Source organism: Pseudomonas sp. MF4836 (genome assembly GCF_002018875.1).
In the GTDB taxonomy this organism is placed as follows: domain Bacteria; phylum Pseudomonadota; class Gammaproteobacteria; order Pseudomonadales; family Pseudomonadaceae; genus Aquipseudomonas.
Genome location: NZ_MVOL01000003.1, coordinates 355,719 through 372,338, shown reverse-complemented (window position 1 = coordinate 372,338; position 16,620 = coordinate 355,719). Strand labels below are relative to the sequence as shown.

General features: G+C 62.1%; 16 protein-coding genes. 4 read left to right on the top strand and 12 right to left on the bottom strand.

Annotation, left to right across the window (positions count from 1 at the left end):
- Nucleotides 1-118: 118 nt before the first annotated feature.
- Nucleotides 119-1,429: an MFS transporter gene (locus tag MF4836_RS08475; protein ID WP_020298973.1), complete on the top strand. Its 1,311-nt coding sequence runs from the start codon at nucleotides 119-121 to the stop codon at nucleotides 1,427-1,429.
- A gap of 76 nt (nucleotides 1,430-1,505) precedes the next feature.
- Here the strand turns inward: MF4836_RS08475 and purT are convergent, their stop codons facing one another.
- The 5 genes from purT to MF4836_RS08450 form a co-directional block, all read right to left on the bottom strand.
- A complete protein-coding gene (purT, locus tag MF4836_RS08470) occupies nucleotides 1,506-2,687 on the bottom strand; it encodes a formate-dependent phosphoribosylglycinamide formyltransferase (protein WP_078469961.1) in 1,182 nt (393 codons plus the stop codon).
- Between the two features lie 101 nt (nucleotides 2,688-2,788).
- The gene (locus tag MF4836_RS08465; protein WP_078469960.1) at nucleotides 2,789-3,256 is read right to left on the bottom strand and encodes a VUT family protein; all 468 of its coding nucleotides are present in this window, start codon (nucleotides 3,254-3,256) and stop codon (nucleotides 2,789-2,791) included.
- Between the two features lie 203 nt (nucleotides 3,257-3,459).
- On the bottom strand, nucleotides 3,460-3,669 hold the full coding sequence (locus MF4836_RS08460; RefSeq protein ID WP_078469959.1) for a DUF1289 domain-containing protein: 210 nt from the start codon (nucleotides 3,667-3,669) through the stop codon (nucleotides 3,460-3,462).
- Nucleotides 3,666-4,190, bottom strand: a complete 525-nt coding sequence (locus MF4836_RS08455; RefSeq protein WP_078469958.1) for a gamma carbonic anhydrase family protein — start codon at nucleotides 4,188-4,190, stop codon at nucleotides 3,666-3,668. The genes MF4836_RS08460 and MF4836_RS08455 overlap by 4 nt, the downstream gene beginning before the upstream one ends.
- 55 nt (nucleotides 4,191-4,245) lie before the next feature.
- Entirely contained in the window at nucleotides 4,246-4,845 is a 600-nt protein-coding gene (locus MF4836_RS08450; RefSeq protein ID WP_020298968.1) for a CoA pyrophosphatase, read from the bottom strand.
- Between the two features lie 146 nt (nucleotides 4,846-4,991).
- On the opposite strand from MF4836_RS08450, the gene MF4836_RS08445 reads away from it, so the two are divergent.
- Both MF4836_RS08445 and MF4836_RS08440 read left to right on the top strand, forming a co-directional pair.
- A complete protein-coding gene (locus tag MF4836_RS08445; protein ID WP_078469957.1) occupies nucleotides 4,992-5,543 on the top strand; it encodes an NUDIX hydrolase in 552 nt (183 codons plus the stop codon).
- Nucleotides 5,544-5,734: 191 nt separating this feature from the next.
- Nucleotides 5,735-6,238 carry a L,D-transpeptidase family protein gene (locus MF4836_RS08440; RefSeq protein WP_078469956.1) on the top strand — a complete coding sequence of 168 codons (504 nt, stop codon included), beginning with the start codon at nucleotides 5,735-5,737 and terminating at the stop codon, nucleotides 6,236-6,238.
- Between the two features lie 71 nt (nucleotides 6,239-6,309).
- On the opposite strand, the gene MF4836_RS08435 is transcribed toward MF4836_RS08440, so the two are convergent.
- Both MF4836_RS08435 and purL read right to left on the bottom strand, forming a co-directional pair.
- Nucleotides 6,310-6,621, bottom strand: a complete 312-nt coding sequence (locus MF4836_RS08435) for a Nif3-like dinuclear metal center hexameric protein (RefSeq protein WP_078469955.1) — start codon at nucleotides 6,619-6,621, stop codon at nucleotides 6,310-6,312.
- A 5-nt stretch (nucleotides 6,622-6,626) separates the two neighbouring features.
- Nucleotides 6,627-10,523: a phosphoribosylformylglycinamidine synthase gene (purL, locus tag MF4836_RS08430; protein WP_078469954.1), complete on the bottom strand. Its 3,897-nt coding sequence runs from the start codon at nucleotides 10,521-10,523 to the stop codon at nucleotides 6,627-6,629.
- Nucleotides 10,524-10,809: 286 nt separating this feature from the next.
- On the opposite strand from purL, the gene mltF reads away from it, so the two are divergent.
- Entirely contained in the window at nucleotides 10,810-12,270 is a 1,461-nt protein-coding gene (mltF, locus tag MF4836_RS08425; RefSeq protein WP_078469953.1) for a membrane-bound lytic murein transglycosylase MltF, read from the top strand.
- A 154-nt stretch (nucleotides 12,271-12,424) separates the two neighbouring features.
- Here the strand turns inward: mltF and pdxJ are convergent, their stop codons facing one another.
- The 5 genes from pdxJ to lepB all read right to left on the bottom strand — a co-directional run bounded on the left by pdxJ (nucleotide 12,425) and on the right by lepB (nucleotide 16,616).
- The gene (gene pdxJ / locus MF4836_RS08420) at nucleotides 12,425-13,168 is read right to left on the bottom strand and encodes a pyridoxine 5'-phosphate synthase (protein ID WP_020298962.1); all 744 of its coding nucleotides are present in this window, start codon (nucleotides 13,166-13,168) and stop codon (nucleotides 12,425-12,427) included.
- 49 nt (nucleotides 13,169-13,217) lie between these two features.
- On the bottom strand, nucleotides 13,218-13,907 hold the full coding sequence (gene recO, locus MF4836_RS08415) for a DNA repair protein RecO (RefSeq protein ID WP_078469952.1): 690 nt from the start codon (nucleotides 13,905-13,907) through the stop codon (nucleotides 13,218-13,220).
- Nucleotides 13,908-13,973: 66 nt separating this feature from the next.
- On the bottom strand, nucleotides 13,974-14,876 hold the full coding sequence (gene era, locus MF4836_RS08410; protein ID WP_020298960.1) for a GTPase Era: 903 nt from the start codon (nucleotides 14,874-14,876) through the stop codon (nucleotides 13,974-13,976).
- Nucleotides 14,869-15,558, bottom strand: a complete 690-nt coding sequence (rnc, locus tag MF4836_RS08405) for a ribonuclease III (protein WP_020298959.1) — start codon at nucleotides 15,556-15,558, stop codon at nucleotides 14,869-14,871. Before rnc ends, era begins: the two co-directional genes overlap by 8 nt.
- A gap of 203 nt (nucleotides 15,559-15,761) precedes the next feature.
- Entirely contained in the window at nucleotides 15,762-16,616 is an 855-nt protein-coding gene (lepB, locus tag MF4836_RS08400; RefSeq protein ID WP_020298958.1) for a signal peptidase I, read from the bottom strand.
- Nucleotides 16,617-16,620: the final 4 nt, after the last annotated feature.

Here is a 16,620-nt window from a genome sequence, read left to right as displayed (position 1 = left end):
TGTGTCTGAACGGTGTTTGCTCCCATCCCGAGCCACCCCGCGCACGCCCCTGACCCAGGGGGTGTACGACTAATAATAATCCGCGTCCAAACGCGCAATGACCGTCAGGGATATTTCAATGAGCACCACCTATAACGAGGCCGCGACCGCCGCCCCGACCAACTCGACCGCTCGCGTTGCCACGGCGAGCATCGTTGGCACTGCCATCGAGTTCTACGATTTCTACATCTACGCCACGGCCGCCGCGCTGGTGATCGGCCCGGTATTTTTCCCGCAAACCTCCGGCACGGCGCAGATGCTTGCCTCGTTCCTGACCTTCGGCATTGCCTTTATCGCCCGCCCCATGGGTTCGGCGCTGTTCGGCCATTTTGGCGATCGCATCGGCCGCAAATCGACCCTGGTGGCCTCCCTGCTGCTGATGGGGGTCTGCACCACGCTGATCGGCTTGCTGCCCGGCTATGACAGCATCGGGGCCTGGGCGCCGATCCTGTTGTGCGTACTGCGCTTCGGCCAGGGCCTGGGCCTTGGCGGCGAATGGGGCGGCGCGGCGTTGCTGGCCACCGAGAACGCGCCAAAGGGCAAGCGCGCCTGGTTCGGCATGTTTCCGCAACTGGGCCCCTCCATCGGCTTCCTGGCAGCCAACGGCTTGTTCCTGATCCTGGCCATGAACCTCAGCGACGAGCAGTTCCGCAGTTGGGGCTGGCGCATCCCGTTCATTCTCAGCGCCGCGCTGGTGATGGTTGGCCTGTATGCCCGCTTGAAGCTGCATGAAACCCCGGTGTTTGCCAACGCGGTGGCCCACGAAGCGCCCGTCAAAGTGCCGCTGGTAGAACTGTTCAGCCAGCATTGGCTGCCGGTCCTGCTGGGCGCGGCGTCAATGGTGGTGTGTTACGCGCTGTTCTACATCACCACGGCGTTTTCCCTGAGCTACGGCGTGTCGACCCTGGGCTACAGCCGTGAAACCTTCCTCGGACTCTTGTGCTTCGCCGTGCTGTTCATGGGCCTGGCGACACCGATTGCCGCCCTGGCCAGCGACCGTTACGGGCGCAAGCCGGTGCTGATCGTCGGCGCGGTGCTGGCCATCCTGTCGGGCTTCACCATGGAGCCGCTGCTGACCCACGGCTCGACCTGGGCAGTGGCGCTGTTCCTGGCCCTGGAACTGTTCCTGATGGGCGTGACCTTCGCCCCGATGGGCGCGATGCTGCCGGAGCTGTTCCCGACCCGCGTGCGTTATACCGGCGCTTCGGCGGCGTATAACCTGGGCGGAATTGTCGGCGCATCGGCGGCGCCCTTCTTTGCCACTAAGCTGGTGGCGATGGGCGGCCTGAGTTATGTCGGCGGGTATGTGTCGGCGGCAGCGCTGCTCAGCTTGATCGCTGTGCTGTGCCTGAAAGAGACGCGGGATAACGACCTGAATCGGGTCGCTTGATAGAACGGATCGCCGGCAATCCGGCCCCTACACGGTTAAACGCACACCTGTAGGGGCCAGCTTGCCGGCGCGGCCTTTAGAGCTCGACCACCACCGCTTGCGAAGCGCGGGTCGCCTTGGCCCGTGCGGCCTCGATCGACTCGTCACGCGCCAGGGCCACGCCCATGCGGCGCTGACCATTGACTTCCGGCTTGCCGAACAGACGCAGGGCGGTGTCCGGCTCGCTCAGGGCGGCGCCCAGGTTGGCGAATGCGGTCTGGGTCGACTGGCCTTCCACCAGAATCACTGCCGAAGCCGATGGCCCGAACTGGCGAATCAGTGGAATCGGCAAGCCCAGGATCGCCCGCGCATGCAGGGCAAACTGCGACAAGTCCTGGGAAATCAGGGTCACCAGGCCGGTGTCATGCGGGCGCGGCGACACTTCGCTGAACCACACCTGATCGCCCTTGATAAACAGCTCGACGCCAAACAGGCCACGGCCACCCAGCGCCTCGGTCACGGCCTTGGCCACGCGCTCGGATTCCGCCAGGGCTTTGGGGCTCATGGCCTGGGGCTGCCAGGACTCCTGATAGTCACCTTTCTCCTGACGGTGCCCGACGGGCGCGCAGAAGGTGGTGCCGCCGATGTGACGCACGGTCAGCAGGGTGATTTCGTAATCGAAATCGATAAAGCCTTCGATGATCACCCGGCCCTTGCCGGCACGTCCGCCTTCCTGGGCGTAATCCCAGGCCTTCTGCACGTCGTCGGCGCTGCGCAGCAGGCTCTGACCCTTGCCCGAGGAGCTCATGACCGGCTTGACCACGCAGGGGAAGCCCAGGTCTTGAACCGCCTTGGAATAGTCCTCGAAGGTGTCGGCGAAGTGGTAGGGCGAGGTCGGCAGGTCCAGCTCTTCAGCGGCCAGGCGGCGGATGCCTTCACGGTTCATGGTCAGTTGCGTGGCACGCGCAGTCGGGATCACGGTGAAGCCTTCGGCTTCCAGTTCGACCAGGGTCGCCGTGGCGATGGCTTCGATCTCCGGCACGATAAAGTGCGGTTTCTCCGCCTCGATCACTGCCCGCAGGGCCGCGCCGTCTAGCATGTTGATGACGTGGCTGCGGTGAGCCACTTGCATCGCCGGCGCATTGGCATAGCGATCCACGGCAATCACTTCAACGCCCAGGCGCTGCAGCTCGATCACCACTTCCTTGCCCAACTCGCCACAGCCACAAAGCAAAACGCGGGTCGCGGTTGGCGACAATGGAGTTCCGATACGGGTCATCTGCAGGTCCTCAAAAGGAGCGGATCATCGAGGGCCGCGCACCAGACGGGCGACCCATGGGGAGAAAGCGCGGCATTTTACATGAACCGCGAGGTTTGGCCTCAGCTGGCGCACGTCGCCTTGCGCAAGCGCCAGGCCATGGCCAGCCAGACCACCGTCACGCCGGCGAACTTGGAACCCAATGCGGTGAGCACGACTCCAGGCGTCAGCGCGTCGATCAGGCCGAAGAAGATAAAGGTGTCCAGCGGGATGCTCAGCGCCGAACTGATCCATAGCCGGTCGTGCAACGGGCGCTTGGTAATGCTGAACACCAGCCAGTCGATGCACTCGGAGACCGCGAATGCCGTGGCGCTGGCCAGGGCGATCGTCGGATCGGAGGTCACGTAAGACAGCACCAGCGCCGCCAGCATGGCGAGCAGTGCACCGTGGCCGAAGCGGGTCTGCACCATATCGCGCAGCACAAACACCAACCCACCCCAGGCCGACCAGATGATGTCCAGGTGCGGGGCACTGGAAAAGGCGTAGTTGATCAGCACGACGCTGCTGATGTAAGCGATCAGGAAGAGCATGGCGCGAAAGGTACCTGTAGATAAGGCGCACAGGGTACTTGAGCGGCCAGGCGCACGCAAAATCTGCCGCCCTCCAATCATCCCACCGGTGCCGCTGCCGCAGGGTCGGGCCGCGTTCGGACGCTGGCCCTAAAAGAGATCGTGAATCCGGATGGAATGGACGGTGCCTGATGGCCAGCGCAGCCTGCGGCAGCGGCTACAGGTCAGTTGGAGGTGCCCACCATCCACACCAGGCCGCTGGCTTTGGCTCGCTCGTGGCACAGGCCGAGCACTGTGCGCCGCTCGTCGTTGTCCATGCGGCTCCAGCGGGTGATTTCATCCACGGTTCGCTGGCAGCCGGTGCAGATGTCGTCGTCATCCAGGGCGCAGATGCTGACGCAGGGCGAGGCAACCGGGCGCTCGGTGCTGGTCATTGTTCTTGCTCGACCAGGTCACGGGCGTAGCGCTGGGCGTTGTGCACATAGTGCGCGGCACTGGCTTCGAGCATTTTCTTTTGCGGCTCGGTCAGTTCGCGCACCACTTTGCCAGGCGAACCCATCACCAGCGAGCCATCGGGAATTTCCTTGCCTTCGCCAATCAGCGAATTGGCGCCAATGATGCAGTTTTTGCCGATTTTCGCCCCGTTGAGGATCACTGCATTGATACCGATCAGGCTGTAATCGCCAACGGTGCAGCCATGCAGCATGGCGTTATGGCCGATGGTGACGCCGGTGCCGATGGTCAGCGGGTAGCCCATATCGGTGTGCATCACCGTGCCATCCTGCACATTGCTGTTCTTGCCGATCAGGATCAGTTCGTTGTCGCCACGCAACACCGCGTTGAACCAGACATTGGCGCCCTCCTCCAGCTTGACCTTGCCCACCAGCGTGGCGTTCGGGGCGACCCAGCTTTGCGGGTGGGCTTCAACTCGGGCATCGCCCAGGCGGTATTTCATCTTCTTATCCTCAGGGCTCAGGCGGCCGCGGGTTCATGCCATACGAGCGATGGCTTCAAATATTGATAGAGCTCTTGGGGGGGTGATGCAGGCTGATTTTGGCGTCATACAGCAGATTGATCAGTTCGACGATCATGATCGCCGTCAAACCCCAGATCTTGTATTCGCCAAAGCGATAACTGGGCACATACCAACTGCGGCCCTGATAGTCGATGCGGTGGGTATGCTCGCGCGGGTCCTGGCGGAAGAACTCCAGCGGCACACTGAACACCGCGGCAATCTCGGCGTCGTTGGCCAGGTACTCGACATAATCGGGAATCACCCCGACATAGGGTGTGACCTTGATCCCGTGCAACGAAATCAGCGGGCTCAAGGGACCAATGACTTCCACCAGGCCCGGGGGCAGGCCGATCTCCTCTTGCGCCTCGCGCAGTGCAGTGAAGATCAGGTCGGGGTCTTCCGGGTCACGCCTTCCACCGGGAAACGCCACTTCACCGCCATGGGTCGACAGCCCGCTGGCACGCAGGGTCAGCACCAGTTCCGGCTCTTCACTGCGGGTAATAGGCACCAGCACCGCCGCCTCCGGAAAACGGCGATCAGTCTCCAGCGTTCGTGGCGTATGGTTGGTTACCCGATGAAGTAGCTCGTCCAGCATGAGTCATCTCGATCTGTTGGCTACCGTGCATCATGCACCAATCCCGGCATCGGCCCAACCCCCGGCCCCTGGCATGTCGCTTAACGACAACTTGCCGACAAACTGGCCGCACGCCAAGATAGGCCCAGCCTTTTCGGAAGCCCAGCATGAAATTTTGCAGCCAGTGCGGTAAACCGGTAACCCAGCGTATTCCCGAGGGCGACTCACGCCTGCGGTTTGTCTGCGACCACTGCCAGACCATCCACTACCAGAACCCGAATATCGTCGCCGGCTGCGTGCCGACCTGGGGCACCCAGGTGCTGCTGTGTCGCCGCGCCATCGAGCCACGCCGTGGCTACTGGACCCTGCCCGCAGGCTTTATGGAAAACGGCGAGACCATCGAACAGGCCGCCATCCGCGAAACCGCCGAAGAAGCCTGCGCCCGGGTCCGCAACCTGAGCATCTACACCTTGATCGACGTCCCTCATATCAGCCAGGTGCACGTGTTTTTTCGCGCCGAGCTGGCGGACCTGGACTTTGCCGCCGGTGAAGAGAGCCTGGAGGTGCGCTTATTCGAAGAGTCGGAGATCCCTTGGTCCGAGCTGGCTTTCCGCACGGTCGGGCGTACCTTAGAATGCTTTTTCGCTGATCGGCACACCGAGGACTTCCCCGTGCGCTCCGAGTCGATTCCTCCGCTCGCTCAGCCGGCCATCACGTAGAACCTGCTCCCGATCTGGCGAGCGACGCTCAGGCTGGACAAAAAATGGCTGAGATCGCTCAATTTAAGCAGCTAAATGAGCATTTCGAAGGCATTTTTAGCGCCACATGAACCAAGCGCAGCAGATCGCGAACTGGTTCTTAAACAATAAAACGTACGCAGCACCGGTGTACGCCTAGGGATATCGTTTCAATGCGCTGGTTGCTTGCCCTTCTCTGCTTGTCACTCACTGTTGCGTCCCACGCCTCTACGGTAGAAACCCTGGACGGCAAGATCATCGAAAAAGTACTGGTCCTCAAGTCGGCCCACCAACTGCAACTGATCAACGACGGCAAGCCGCTCAAGACCTATCGCATTTCCCTGGGCAAGCAGCCCAAGGGACCAAAACTGATGGAAGGCGATAAACGCACGCCGGAAGGCTTCTACTGGCTCGACTGGCGCAAGACCAGCGATCGCTTCAACCTGGCCATGCACATCTCCTACCCGAATATCAGCGACTCCGCCCGCTCACGCCGCGAAGGCGTTCCACCGGGCAGCATGATCATGATCCACGGCACGCCGGACAGCGAAGACTACCCCGAGCAGTTTTTCCACACCCTGGACTGGACCGACGGCTGCATCGCCATGCGCAACGTCGATATGCGAGAAGTCTGGGGCCTGGTCAAGGACGGCACCATGATTGAAATCCGCCCCTGAGCGCTTGCTCCGCCCCATGAAAAAGCCCGCTGACCGTTACCGGTTCAGCGGGCTTTTTCGCAATGGCGGGCCTAGAAGTCTTCCAGGCGCCAAACCTCATAAGCCGGCGTTTCGTAGGGATGGCTCTGTTTCAGGGCCATCACCACCGAACGGATCAGCTCATCGGCCACCACCAGCTCGACCTTCCACTCCTCGACCTGCTCGACCAGGCCGTTTTGCCCGAGAAACGGCTGGCTGCCGTCCAGCGGGCGAAACTGACCCTGGCCCAGCACCTGCCAGGCGCAGTGGTCGTAGGCACCGATTCTACCGCCACCGGCGGCGAATACAGCGCTCTTGACCACATCCACATGGCTGGGAGGAACAAAGAAGCTGAGCTTGTACATGCCCCCTAGTTCACCCAGACCCGAGCGTTACGGAACATGCGCATCCACGCCGCATCTTCGTTCCACTCTTCCGGGCGCCAGGAGTTCTGCACCGCGCGGAACACCCGCTCCGGGTGCGGCATCATGATGGTGACGCGACCGTCACGGCTGGTGAGACCGGTGATCCCGCGCGGCGAGCCGTTCGGGTTGGCCGGGTAGTTCTCGGTGACCTTGCCATGGTTGTCGACGAAACGCAGGGCCACGCAACCGGACAGATCGGCTTCGAGCAGAGCGTCTTCGTTGGCGAACTCGGCATGGCCTTCACCGTGGGCGATGGCGATCGGCATGCGCGAACCGGCCATGCCCTGCAGGAAGATCGAGTTCGACTTCTGCACTTCGACCATGGCCACACGGGCTTCGAACTGCTCGGAACGGTTACGCACAAAGTGCGGCCAGAACTCGCTGCCCGGAATCAGCTCGTGCAGGTTGGACATCATCTGGCAACCGTTGCACACACCCAGCGTGAAGCTGTCGGTACGTTCGAAGAAGCCCTGGAAGGCGTCCCGCGCACGGCTGTTGAACAGCGCCGACTTGGCCCAGCCCTCACCGGCACCCAGTACGTCGCCGTAGGAGAAGCCACCGCAAGCGACCATGCCCTTGAAGTCGTTCAGGTCGACACGCCCGGCAAGGATGTCGCTCATGTGCACGTCGATCGCGTTGAAGCCCGCACGGTCGAAGGCCGCAGCCATTTCCACCTGGCCGTTGACGCCTTGTTCACGCAGGACCGCCACTTGAGGACGGACGCCCTTCTTGATGTAAGGCGCGGCAACGTCCTGGTTGACGTCGAAGGCCAGCTTGACGCTCAGGCCCGGGTTGTCTTCTTCCAGCAGCACGTCGAACTCTTGCTCGGCGCAGTCGGCGTTATCCCGCAGGCGCTGGATCTGGTAGCTGGTTTCAGCCCACTGACGTTGCAGCAGACGACGCTGGCCGGAGAACACGGTGTCGCCATTGAAGGTGATGCTGACTTCGCCGTTGTTCAGTGGCTGGCCGATGACCGACACACAGTCGCCCAGGCCGGCAGCGCTGAACTGTGCCAGTACGTCTGGAGTGGCGTCCTGGCGTACCTGGATCACGGCGCCCAGCTCTTCGTTGAACAGGATCGCGGCGATGTCGGCCGAGGTTTCAGCCACGCCGTCGAGGTTCAGGCTCAGGCCGCAGTGACCGGCAAAGGCCATTTCCACGGTGCTGGTCAGCAAACCACCATCGGAACGGTCGTGGTAGGCCAGCAGGTGACCGTCGGCGTTGAGGCCCTGGATCACTGCGAAGAAGGCCTTCAGGTCTTCGGCGTCATCGACGTCCGGTGCCTGCTTGCCGAGCTTGCCGTGAACCTGGGCCAGGATCGAGGCGCCCATGCGGTTCTGGCCACGGCCGAGGTCGATCAGGATCAGGTCGGTGATGCCCTTGTCCATGCGCAGCACGGGGGTCAGGGTCTTGCGGATATCCGCCACTGGCGCGAAGCCGGTAACGATCAGCGACAGCGGCGAGGTCACGCTCTTGTCAACGCCCTCGTCGCTCCAGCGAGTGGCCATGGACATCGAGTCCTTGCCCACCGGAATGGTGATCCCCAGCTCCGGGCACAGCTCCATGCCGACCGCTTTCACGGTGTCGTACAGGCGCGCATCTTCACCCGGGTGGCCGGCAGCGGACATCCAGTTGGCCGACAGTTTGATGTCGGAAATTTTCTCGATGCGCGAAGCCGCGATGTTGGTCAGGGTTTCGCCAATCGCCATGCGCCCGGACGCCGGTGCGTCGAGCAGGGCCAGCGGCGTGCGCTCACCCATGGCCATGGCTTCGCCGGTGTAGACGTCGAAGCTGGTAGCGGTGACGGCCACGTCAGCCACGGGGACCTGCCACGGCCCGACCATCTGGTCGCGGGCAACCAGGCCGGTGATGGTGCGGTCGCCAATGGTGATCAGGAAGCTTTTGCTGGCCACGGCCGGGTGGTGCAGGACGCGCTCCACGCAGTCGTCGATGGACAGGCTGCTCGGGTCGAAATCATCGCCCAGCTCGGTCTCGCGGACCGCCGAACGGTGCATGCGCGGGGCTTTGCCCAGCAGCACTTCCAGAGGCATGTCCACCGGGCTGTTGCCGAAGTGGCTGTCGGTGACAGTCAACTGCGGCTCGGCGGTGGCTTCGCCCACTACGGCGAACGGGCAGCGTTCGCGCTCGCAGATCGCCTGGAAGCGCTCGAAATCTTCAGCGCCGACCGCCAGGACGTAACGCTCCTGGGATTCGTTGGACCAGATTTCGTGCGGGGCCATGCCCGGCTCGTCATTGGGAATATTGCGCAGCTCGAAACGGCCGCCACGGTCGCCATCGTTGACCAGTTCCGGGAAGGCGTTGGACAAACCGCCCGCACCGACGTCATGGATGAAGCTGATCGGGTTCTTGTCACCCAACTGCCAGCAACGGTCGATGACTTCCTGGCAACGGCGTTCCATTTCCGGGTTTTCGCGCTGTACCGAGGCAAAGTCCAGGTCAGCCGAGCTGGTGCCGGTGGCCATCGAGGAAGCAGCGCCGCCGCCCAGGCCGATCAGCATGGCCGGGCCACCGAGCACGATCAGCTTGGAGCCGACGGTGATCTCGCCTTTCTGTACGTGTTCGGCACGGATGTTACCCATGCCGCCGGCCAGCATGATCGGCTTGTGATAGCCACGAACCTCATCGCCACGCGGGGTGGTGATGGATTGTTCGAAGGTACGGAAGTAGCCGGTCAGGGCTGGACGGCCGAATTCGTTGTTGAACGCGGCGCCGCCCAGCGGGCCTTCGATCATGATGTCCAGCGCGGTGACGATGCGCTCGGGCTTGCCATACGGCACTTCCCACGGCTGCTCGAAACCCGGGATCTGCAGGTTGGATACGGTGAAACCGGTCAGGCCAGCCTTGGGCTTGGCGCCGCGACCGGTGGCACCCTCGTCACGGATCTCGCCACCAGAGCCGGTGGACGCGCCCGGGAACGGGGCGATCGCCGTCGGGTGGTTATGCGTCTCGACCTTCATCAGGATATGCACTGGCTCCTGGACCGCGCCGTACTGGCGGGTCTCGGGGTCCGGGAAGAAACGGCCGGCGACGTTGCCGACGATCACCGAGGCGTTGTCCTTATAAGCCGACAGAACACCTTCGCTGTGCATCACGTAGGTGTTCTTGATCATGCCGAACAGGCTCTTGTCCTGGCTCTGGCCGTCGATGTCCCAGCTGGCATTGAAGATCTTGTGCCGGCAATGCTCGGAGTTGGCCTGGGCGAACATCATCAGTTCGATGTCGTGCGGGTTGCGCTTGAGACCCTGGAAGGCACTCATCAGGTAATCGATTTCGTCTTCGGCCAGGGCCAGGCCCAATTCGCGGTTGGCGCTTTCCAGCGCTTCGCGGCCACCACCGAGGATATCGATGGCGGTCAACGGCTTGGGCGTGGCATGGCTGAACAGGCCGGCAGCCTGTTCCAGGTTGCCCAGGACGATCTGGGTCATGCGGTCGTGCAGGACGTCGGCGATCTGTTGCGCCTGGACATCGCTGAACTCACCGGCCACGTAAAACGCAATACCGCGCTCCAGGCGCTGGATTTTTGCCAGGCCACAGTTGCGGGCGATATCACTGGCCTTGCTCGACCATGGCGAGATGGTGCCAAACCGCGGCAGCACCAGGAACAGGCGACCGGTCGGTTCTTGGACCGGTACGCTTGGACCGTACTTCAGAAGGCGCGCAAGCACCTGCTGTTCGTCGCCGGTCAGGTCGCCGGTGACTTCGGCGAAGTGAGCGAATTCAGCATACAAGCCACTGACAGCCGGGACAGATCGGCTCAGTTGCTCAAGGAGTTTGCTGTGGCGAAAGGCAGAAAGGGCAGGAGCGCCGCGCAGGATCAACATCTTCGGGACAGCCTCGGGAAGGGGTGTGCTTTGAGGCCGTGCATTCTAGCCTAAAGCGCCCGCCACGGCACCCGAAACGGCACGCGAGACTGCGGCCAGACGTCGGCCCAGGGACCGCCGGCTATAACAAAGAGGCATCAGGCCCATTCAGAAGGGTTATTTTAAGCGTCACATTGAGCAGCGAGCCGCCATTCACAAGGGCTCCAGCGCCGGCGGCGAATCTCTAGCAGACCAGCCCTTATCTGTCGAGATATGGCGGCCGTGGTCCTTTGCGTATACTGCGCAAATGTTTTCCCCTATGGCTTTACGTCCGCGCTGTGCCAGATGGCTCATCGCAACCGGACTCTTCCTGATGCTCGGTGCCTGTGTTGAAAAACCCAGCACCCTGGAGCGTATAAAGGAGGATGGTGTGCTGCGGGTGGTCACCCGTAACAGCCCGGCCACCTACTTTCAGGATCGCAATGGCGAAACCGGCTTCGAATACGAGCTGGTGAAACGCTTCGCCGACGATCTGGGCGTTGAGCTGAAGATCGAAACCGCCGACAACCTCGATGACCTTTTTGGCCAGCTGGGTAAACCTAACGGCCCGGTGCTGGCTGCTGCCGGTCTGGTCAGCAGCGAGAAACGCCAGCAACAAGTCAGGTTTTCCCATCCTTACCTTGAAGTCACCCCGCAGATCATCTATCGCAACGGCCAGTCCCGGCCGACCAACGCCGCCGACCTGGTGGGCAAGCACATCATGGTGCTCAAGGGCAGCACCCACGCCGAGCAACTGGCCGATCTGAAGCTGAAGTACCCCGGCATCGAATACGAAGAATCGGACGCGGTGGAAGTGGTCGACCTGCTGCGCATGGTCGACGAAGGGCAGATCGACCTGACCCTGGTCGACTCCAACGAAGTGGCGATGAACCAGGTGTACTTTCCCAACGTGCGCGTGGCCTTCGACCTCGGCGACGCCAGCAACCAGAGCTGGGCCGTGGCCGCCGGCGAAGACAACAGCCTGCTCAACGAGATCAACGCCTACCTCGACAAGGTGCAGAAGAACGGCACCCTGCAGCGCCTGAAAGATCGCTACTACGGGCACGTGGATGTTCTGGGCTACGTGGGCGCCTACACCTTTGCCCAGCACCTGCAGCAGCGTTTGCCCAAATACGAGAAGCACTTCAAGGCCTCGGCCAAGCAGGAGAAGGTCGACTGGCGCCTGCTGGCAGCGGTCGGCTACCAGGAATCCATGTGGCAGCCCGCGGTGACGTCCAAGACCGGCGTGCGCGGCCTGATGATGCTGACGCAAAACACCGCCCAGGCCATGGGCGTGTCCAACCGCCTGGACCCCAAGCAGAGCATCAGCGGCGGGGCCAAGTACCTGGCCTATATCAAGGAACAACTGGACGACAAGATCGAGGAGCCGGATCGCACCTGGTTCGCCCTCGCCGCCTATAACGTCGGCACCGGCCACCTGGACGACGCGCGCAAGCTGGCGGAGAAAGAGGGGCTCAACCCCAACAAGTGGCTGGACGTGAAGAAAATGCTGCCACGGCTGTCGCAGAAACAGTGGTACAGCAAGACCCGTTACGGCTACGCCCGGGGCGGTGAGCCGGTGCACTTTGTGGCCAACATCCGGCGCTACTACGACATCCTGACCTGGGTCACGCAACCGCAGCTGGAAGGCGACCAGGTGGCTGAAGGCAATCTGCACGTGCCCGGCGTCGACAAGACCAAGCCCCCGGCGGAAAACCCACCGCTCTAAAGCCCCGCTCTCAATACATCCCGTAGCCGCTGCCGAGCCCGCGAGGCTGCGCTGGCCATCCGCAACGCATCAATCTACCTGACACCCCACGGCGCCCGGCACGGCCAGCGTCCGAACGCGGCCCGAGCCTGTCGGCAGCAGCTACAGAGTTCGGTCAGGCTTTGGCGGCGGCCAGGATCAGGGCTTTCATTTCCGCCACGGCGCCTTTGAAGCCGACGAACAAGGCATGGGCCACCAGGGCGTGACCGATGTTCAGTTCGTTGATGCCCTTGATTGCCGCCACCGCCTCGACGTTGTGGTAATGCAGGCCGTGCCCGGCATTGACGATCAGCCCTTGAGCCAAGCCGATTGCCACGCCCTCAGCCACACGCTGCAGCTCTTGCGCGACCTCGGTTGGGGTCTGCGCATCGGCGTAGCGCCCGGTGTGCAGCTCGATGGCCGGGGCGCCGACACGGCGGGAAGCTTCGATCTGCCGCTCATCCGCGTCGATGAACAACGACACTTCGGCGCCGGTTTTCGACAGGCGCTCGACCGCGGCCTTGATCCGCGCTTCCTGGCCTGCGACATCCAGACCGCCCTCGGTGGTCAGTTCCTGGCGGGTTTCCGGGACCAGGCAGATGTGTGCCGGACGGATGCGTTCGGCGAACGCCATCATTTCCTCGGTAACGCCCATCTCGAAATTCATGCGGGTCTGCAGCACGTCCTTGAGCAGCACGACGTCGCGCTCCTGGATGTGCCGCCGGTCTTCGCGCAGGTGCACAGTGATGCCGTCAGCGCCCGCCTCTTCTGCATCCAGCGCGGCCTTGACCGGATCGGGATAACGGGTGCCCCGCGCCTGACGCAAGGTGGCGACGTGGTCGATGTTCACGCCAAGAAGAATGCGATTGCTGGTGGTCACGGAAGCGCTCCTGAATAAATGAAGATTCGGCGCACAGCATACGGGGTGATCAGGGCTTGCGAAACAACTCGCGACTGACCAATGGCCGACCGCCCAGGTGCACCGCCAGGGCCTGGCGCATCAAGCGCTTGGCGGCCGACAGCGCACCGGGGGCACTCCAGTCGGCCTCGGCCATGGCCAGCAGCTCGGTGCCGTTGAACAACCCCGGCTGCAACAGGTAAACCTGCTCCAGCCCGGCATCCACTTGCAGGCGGTACAGGCCCTTGGCGTCTATCGGCTGGCCATGGATATCGCTGTCCAGGGCAAAGCCGTAGCCCAGGTCATCCAGCAGCCGCCACTCGAACGCCCGCAACAAGGGCTCCAGGGGACGCCCCTCGGCCAGGGCCAGCAAGGTCGCGGCATAGTGATCGAAGACCGCCGGATGAGGGTCCTCGGCAGGCAACAGACGAATCAGCAGTTCATTGAGGTAGAGCCCGCTGAACAGAGCCTCGCCATTGAGCCAGGTGGAGACGCCGGCACTTTCCATGCGCCCGACGTTCTTCAGCTCGCCGCGCCCGCGAAACTCGACTTCCAGTGGCACGAATGGCCGGGCCAGGGTTCCGGCCTTGCCGCGCGCACTGCGCAGTACCGCACGCAGGCGGCCTTGGGGCGTGAGGAAGTCGACCAGGGCACTGGTTTCGCGGTAGGCGCGACTGTGCAGGACATAAGCGGGCTGGCCGACGGGGGGGTGGGTAGACATCAGTGTCCGGTTCTCAGGTGAGAGAGGGTGAGGGAGCGCACTCCCCCACTCCAAGAGCCGGCGCTATTACAGGTCGCCGTAGCCCAGGGAACGCAGGGCGCGCTCGTCGTCGGACCAGCCGCCTTTGACCTTGACCCACAGGTTGAGCATGATTTTGGAGTCGAACAGCACTTCCATATCCTTGCGCGCCTCGGTGCCGATGCGCTTGATGCGCTCGCCCTTGTCACCAATGATGATTTTCTTCTGGCCATCGCGTTCGACGAGAATCAGCGCATGAATATGCAGGGTTTTGCCCTGCTGCTTGAATTCTTCGATTTCCACGGTGATCTGGTACGGCAGCTCGGCCCCCATCTGGCGCATGATCTTCTCGCGCACCAGCTCGGCAGCGAGAAAGCGGCTGCTGCGGTCAGTGATCTGGTCTTCAGGGAAGAAGTGATCGTTTTCCGGCAGGTGCTCGGCGATCACTCGCTCCAGCGCTTCGAGGTTGTGCCCGTGCTGGGCCGAGATCGGCATGATCTGCGCGTTCGGCAACTGCTCCTGCAACCAGGACAGGTGCGGCATCAGCTCGGCCTTGTCTTCGATGCGATCGGTCTTGTTCAGCGCGACGATCAGCGGGCCGGTCACGTACTGCACGCGCTCAAGAACCATCTGGTCTTCGTCGGTCCACTTGGTGCGATCAACCACGAAGATCACCACGTCGACGTCTTTCAACGCCGCCGAAGCGGTCTTGTTCATGTAGCGGTTGAGGGCCTTTTCGCCACCTTTGTGCATGCCTGGGGTGTCGACGTAGATCGCCTGGACAGCGCCCTCGGTCTTGATCCCGAGCATGTTGTGACGGGTGGTCTGCGGCTTGCGCGAGGTGATGGCCAGCTTCTGTCCGAGGATGTGGTTGAGCAGCGTCGATTTGCCCACGTTCGGGCGGCCGACGATGGCGACATAGCCACAGCGTGTTGCAGTTGAATCAGTCATGGCCATTCTCCACGCCCAGGGCAATCAGTGCTGCAGCGGCCGCTACCTGTTCGGCAATACGACGGCTCACACCCTGACCTCGGCTTTTTTCATTCAGTAAGGTGATTTCACATTCGACGAAGAACGTCCGGCAATGGGGCTCACCCTGGATATCCACCACTTCGTAACGCGGCAGGTCGCAGGCACGCGATTGCAGGAATTCCTGCAGGCGGGTCTTGGGATCTTTGTTGGTGTCGACCAGCGTCAGGCTGTCGAACTCGGAGGTCAGCCAGGCCAGCACGCGGTCGCGCGCTGCGTCCATGCCGGCATCCAGGTAGATCGCACCGATCAAGGCTTCCAGGGCATCGGCAAGGATCGACTCACGACGAAAACCGCCGCTCTTCAACTCACCGGACCCCAGGCGCAGGTACTCGCCCAGGTCGAAACCACGGGCCAGTACGGCCAGTGTTTCACCTTTTACCAGGCGTGCGCGCAAACGCGACAACTGGCCTTCGCGAGCCTGGGGGAAACGCTCGAACAGCGCCTCGCCAGCCACAAAGTTGAGAATGGCATCACCGAGGAATTCCAGGCGCTCATTGTTGCGCCCGGCAAAGCTGCGGTGAGTGAGGGCCAGGATCATCAGTTCCTGGTCCTTGAAGGTGTAACCGAGCTGACGCTCGAGACGGCTCAAAGAAACGCTCACGGTTTACCCACGCTGAGTTCGTGGTCGAATTTCACCACCATAGGGAGGCATACAGTGCCTGTGGCAATTAACGCAGTGTTCAAATGCACATCCTGAATATCGTTGACTGCATGCTTCTGGCGCCTGGGCGATCCCGGTCGTTCGCCGTTATCCCCTCTCCAGAAAAGCATTCGGCGCTGTGTTCAACAGCGCCGTGGGTGTGATTACTTGATCAGGCCAACCCGCGAGAAATTCGGCAGGTGGCTGAGTTTCGGTTCGGGCCAGCTCATCCAGACTGCAAAGGCCTTGCCGACGATATTCTTGTCGGGAACCATGCCCAGCAAGTCTTTGGGAATGCTCGGATCATCCCAGTAACGGCTGTCGTTGGAGTTGTCGCGGTTGTCGCCCATCATGAAGTAATGACCGGCGGGGACTACCCACTGACCATCGGTCGGGGCGTGATAGCGACTCATCTCTTTGCGAATCAGGTGCTCGACTTCGCCGAGTTTTTCCTTGTACAGCTCCGCACTGCCCAGGCTACCGGGCTGCGAGCCCACCAACAGTTCAGCGACCGGCTGACCATTGATGAACAGCTTCTTGTCGCTGGTGTAGCGCACTTCATCACCCGGCAGGCCGACTACACGCTTGATGTAGTTGACGTTGGGGTCGCTCGGGTAACGAAACACCATCACATCGCCGCGTTTCGGATCACCGACTTCGATGACTTTCTTGTCGATCACCGGCAGGCGGATCCCGTAAGAAAACTTGTTCACCAGGATGAAGTCGCCTACATCCAGGGTTGGCATCATCGAGCCCGAAGGGATCTGGAACGGTTCCACCAGAAACGAACGCAGCACCAATACGATGAACAGCACCGGAAAGAACGACTTGCCGTATTCAACCAGCAAAGGCTCTTTGTTCAGTTTCTCGACCACCACCCCATCCGGCTCGCTGACGCTGCCCTGATAGTTGGCGATGGCCGCACGCCGACGTGGCGCCAGAAAGATCAGATCGAGCAACGCCAGGAAACCGCAAACGGCGACAGCGATGACCAGCAACAGCGGGAAATTTAGTGACATAGGA